Below are 4,113 nucleotides of genomic sequence, written 5' to 3'. Positions count from 1 at the left end.
GAAGCGCGTTATAAGGACGTGAGCCTGAAGCAGTATAAGACCCAGGACGAAGCCAATCTGGACCTCGCCAATGGTCGTCTCGATATCGTCATGGCCGATAGCGCCGTGCTCGACGAGTGGGTTAAGGCCAACGGCGGTGCCGCCAAGTTCGAGCGCGTCGGCGATTTCATCCGCGATCCGATTTTGGGTAGTGGCGCGGGTATTGCTGTACGCAAGGGCGATAAGGCCCTGACCGACGCTTTCAATAAGGCGTTGGCCGCAATCAAGGCAAACGGCACCTACACCAAGATCAACAATAAATATTTCGAATTCGATATCCGCTAAGCGCGGCGCGGTTTGAAACGAGGGTTGGGGCGGCGCAACAGGCCGCCCCAAGTGCCTCTAACGACGCGACACGCCGAACCGGAGAGGGAGTCGAATGGTTGATCTTCAGGGGTTCGGCCCCCAGTTGCTCGAAGGGCTGATGATGACGGCGCAGCTTGCCGCCGCGTCGCTGTTCTTCGGCGTTCTTATCGGGCTTGCGGCGGCGATGGCGAAACTCTCGCCTATCCGCTGGCTGGCGCGCGGGGTGGATATTCTCACCAATCTGCTGCGCGGCCTGCCCGAACTGCTGACCATCCTCATCATTTATTTTGGCGTCCAGAGCCTGTTTAATTCGATTTTCGAGGATTACGTCGAGGTTGATGGCTTTACCGCCGGCGTCACGGCGCTGTCCTTGGTGTTCGGCTCCTATGCGTCGGAAACCTTTCGCGGCGCGTTTCTGGCGATCCCGGTCGGGCAGATCGAAGCCGCCAAAAGCTTCGGCATGTCGCCTTGGCTGATTTTCCGGCGCATCCAACTGCCGCAGGTGTGGCGCTATGCCCTGCCGGGCCTGGGGAATCTCTGGCTGGTGTTGATTAAGGATACGTCCTTAGTGTCGGTGGTGGGTTTGCAGGAGTTGCTGCGCAAAACCCAAATCGCCACAGCGGTTACAAAATCGCCCTTCACTTTCTACTCGGTCGCCGCCCTGATTTTTATTGCCATTACCGTGGTCTCGACTCTGTTCCTGCGCTGGATGGAACAAAAGTCCCGGCGCGGCGTGCGGATGGGCTAAGCGCATGGAACTCCTCACCTCCCTGCTTGAATTGGCCGAAAACTATTGGCCGCAGTTCCTCAATGGCCTGTGGACGACGGTGCAACTGACCGTGCTGTCGTGCCTGCTGGGCTTTTGCCTCGCGATTCCGCTGGCGCTCGCCCGCCTGTCGAAGAATTGGCTGATCGCGGGCGCTGCCCTCGTTTATTCAGTCTGCTTTCGCGGCTCGCCGCTGCTGGTGCAGATTTTCCTGATCTATTACGGCCTGCCCTCGGTGCTGATGCAGCTTTACGGCGGCGACGTGGCGGCGATGCGCGAGTCGATCCTCTGGCCGCTGCTGAACACGCCCTTCCTGCTGGCGTTGATCGCCTTCACCCTCAATACCGGGGCCTATATGGCCGAGCCGATTCGCGGCGGCATTCAGGCGGTGCCGAACGGCGAGCGCGAGGCCGCCCTTGCCTGCGGCATGTCGCCGAAACTGCTCACCCGCCGCATTCTGCTGCCGCGCGGGCTACGCATCGCCATTCCCGCCCTCTCCAACGAAACCATTCTAACGATGAAGGCCACCTCCCTCGTCAGCCTGGTGACGATGCTGGACCTGATGGGGGCCGCCGGCCGCGCCTTCACCCAGACCTATGATTCAAAGGTCTATCTAGTGCTGGTGCCCTTCTATCTGGTGCTGATTTGGGCGATTGCGCGGATTTTTGCGCTGCTGGAGAAGCGGTTTAACCGATATTTAGTCCGCAAAACCTAGGGCGGCGATGGTTTGGCGCACGAGGGCTTCGCTGGTCACGCGGTTGGTATATTCGCGCTCCAGCGCCGTGCCGCCCATGCCGATGCTGGGGTTGCGAAAGCGCATGCCGCTCGGGGTATCGATGAGAGCGGCGAAATGCAACTCGTCCGCCTGGGTCGCCCGCCACACCGGCGCGATGGTGTCGGGCGTGAGCCCGCCGCAGACCAAGATCGTGATGCGCCCGCGCGCCGCCTCGACCGTCGTGCGCAGGGTATCGAGCCCCTCGACGGCGCTATCGGCGAGGCCGGAGGTCAGCACCCGGTCCACCCTCAGCGCAATCAGCGCTTCGAGCGCCGCCTGCGGGTCCGGCACCATATCGAAGGCGCGGTGACAGGTGACCTGCATCGGCCGGGCGGCCTCAACCAGCGCGCCCATCCGCGCCGCATCGATCTGGCCGTCGGCGGTCAAACAGCCGAACACCACCCCCGGCACGCCCATCTCCCGGAAGAGGCGCACGTCTTCCAGCATCGCGGCGAATTCCACCTCGGAATAGAGAAAATCCCCACCGCGCGGGCGCACCATCACAAACACCGGCACCCGCGCCACCCGCAACGCTTCCCGCACCATCCCCAGACTGGGCGTGAGCCCGCCTTCGAGCAACGACGCACACAGCTCCACCCGATCCGCCCCGCCCGCCTGGGCGGCCAACAGACCATCGGTATTTTCAACGCAGAGTTCGATGAGGGGGCGGGGCATGGGAGTGTCCTTACTCAGTCTTACGATTAGGTGCCGTTATGATTGGTGCGCCCCGACAAGGAAACCCCCGCCGAAGCGGGGGTGAGATGCTCTAACCGATCCTTTGTTCCGTCTTCGGATCAAACAAGCACGCCCGCGCCATATCGACCGTAAATTCCGCCACTTCCCCGGCGTTGGGAGCCTCCTTTGGCGGGACGCGGGCGATGGCGTCGCGGCCACCGAGCGCGAGATAGGTTAGCGTATCCGCGCCCGTGGGTTCGGTGACGCTCACTTGCGCCGAGAAGCGGGCGAAGTTGGGCGGCAGGTTCGTGCCATGCTGGTAGCGGGCAATGGTTTCCGGGCGCACGCCGAGGATGACCTCGTGCCCCACCTTCTTCAGCACCGCCGCCGAGGGTTCGGGGATCGGCAGGACGGAGGAGCCTTGCGCGCCCTCGATGCGCACGCCGATGCGGTCGGCCTCGCTCACAATCTGCGCCGGGATGAAGTTCATCGCGGGGGAGCCGATGAAGCTGGCCACATAGATATTGGCGGGCTGCTCATAAACTTCCTGGGGCGGTGCGAACTGCTGCACCACGCCTTCTTTCATAATGGCGATACGCGTTGCCAGCGTCATGGCTTCGATCTGATCGTGGGTCACATAGACAATCGTCGTGCCCAGGCGCTGATGCAGCTTTTTGATTTCGGTGCGCATATCCACACGCAACTTGGCGTCGAGGTTCGACAAAGGCTCGTCGAACAGGAAGACTTTCGGGTCGCGCACCAGGGCGCGGCCCATCGCGACGCGCTGACGCTGGCCGCCGGAAAGCTGGGCCGGTTTGCGCTCCAACAGATGTTCCATCTGCAAGAGGGCCGCCACCTTCTTCACGGCGGCCTCGCGGTCGGGCTTATTGACGCCGCGCATTTCGAGCCCGAAGGCGATGTTCCGCGCCACGCTCATATTCGGGTAGAGCGCGTAGGACTGGAACACCATGGCGATGTCGCGGTCTTTCGGGTGGATGTCGTTAATCACCCGCCCGTCGATTTCAATGGCGCCGTCGCTGATGGTATCGAGCCCGGCGATCATGTTCAGCAGGGTCGATTTTCCGCAGCCGGAGGGGCCGAGCAGCACGAGGAATTCGCCATCGTGCAGTTCGAGGTCGATGCCCTTCAGCACGGCGACGTTCCCATACCGCTTCTGCACATTTTTAATTGTGAGCGTGGCCATGAGCTTACCCTTTCACCGATCCGGCGGTTAAGCCCCGGACGAAATATTTCCCGGCGAACACATAAACAACGAGGGTCGGCAGGGCGGCGATAATCGCGGCGGCCATATCCACATTGTACTGTTTCACGCCCGTGGTTGTGTTGACGAGATTGTTGAGCGCCACCGTAATCGGGGCCGACGCGCCGGAGCTGAAGGAGGCCCCGAACAGGAAGTCGTTCCAAATCTGGGTGAACTGCCAAATGATCGAGACGACCATGATCGGCGTCGAAATCGGCAGCATGATCTTAAAGAAAATCTGGAAGAAGCCCGCGCCGTCGATGGTGGCGGCTTTCACCAGATCATCGGGGA

Annotated in this window: 6 protein-coding genes; 3 read left to right on the top strand and 3 right to left on the bottom strand. The window is 61.8% G+C overall.

The features are described from left to right. From VZ95_RS12860 to VZ95_RS12850, 3 genes are all read left to right on the top strand, one after another. Positions 1-324 (top strand): transporter substrate-binding domain-containing protein (locus VZ95_RS12860; RefSeq protein WP_045776201.1); only part of this gene is annotated, 324 nt, incomplete at its 5' end. A gap of 94 nt (positions 325-418) precedes the next feature. Continuing rightward, a complete protein-coding gene (locus VZ95_RS12855) occupies positions 419-1,093 on the top strand; it encodes an ABC transporter permease (RefSeq protein WP_045776200.1) in 675 nt (224 codons plus the stop codon). A 4-nt stretch (positions 1,094-1,097) separates the two neighbouring features. Beyond that, positions 1,098-1,826 (top strand): ABC transporter permease, encoded by a 729-nt coding sequence (locus VZ95_RS12850; RefSeq protein WP_045776199.1) that lies wholly within the window; start codon positions 1,098-1,100, stop codon positions 1,824-1,826. On the opposite strand, the gene VZ95_RS12845 is transcribed toward VZ95_RS12850, so the two are convergent. The 3 genes from VZ95_RS12845 to VZ95_RS12835 all read right to left on the bottom strand — a co-directional run. After that, a complete protein-coding gene (locus tag VZ95_RS12845) occupies positions 1,809-2,561 on the bottom strand; it encodes a copper homeostasis protein CutC (RefSeq protein ID WP_045776198.1) in 753 nt (250 codons plus the stop codon). The two genes, VZ95_RS12850 and VZ95_RS12845, sit on opposite strands and share 18 nt — an antisense overlap. A gap of 91 nt (positions 2,562-2,652) precedes the next feature. Then, complete coding sequence (locus VZ95_RS12840; protein ID WP_045776197.1) at positions 2,653-3,765, bottom strand: ABC transporter ATP-binding protein; 1,113 nt, start codon at positions 3,763-3,765, stop codon at positions 2,653-2,655. Between the two features lie 4 nt (positions 3,766-3,769). Then, positions 3,770-4,113, bottom strand: a 344-nt coding sequence (locus tag VZ95_RS12835) for a carbohydrate ABC transporter permease (protein ID WP_045776196.1), incomplete at its 5' end; no start/stop codon positions are given.

It is taken from the genome of Elstera litoralis, from assembly GCF_000963705.1.
Lineage (GTDB): Bacteria > Pseudomonadota > Alphaproteobacteria > Elsterales > Elsteraceae > Elstera > Elstera litoralis.
This window is presented reverse-complemented; position numbering and strand designations above follow the sequence as displayed.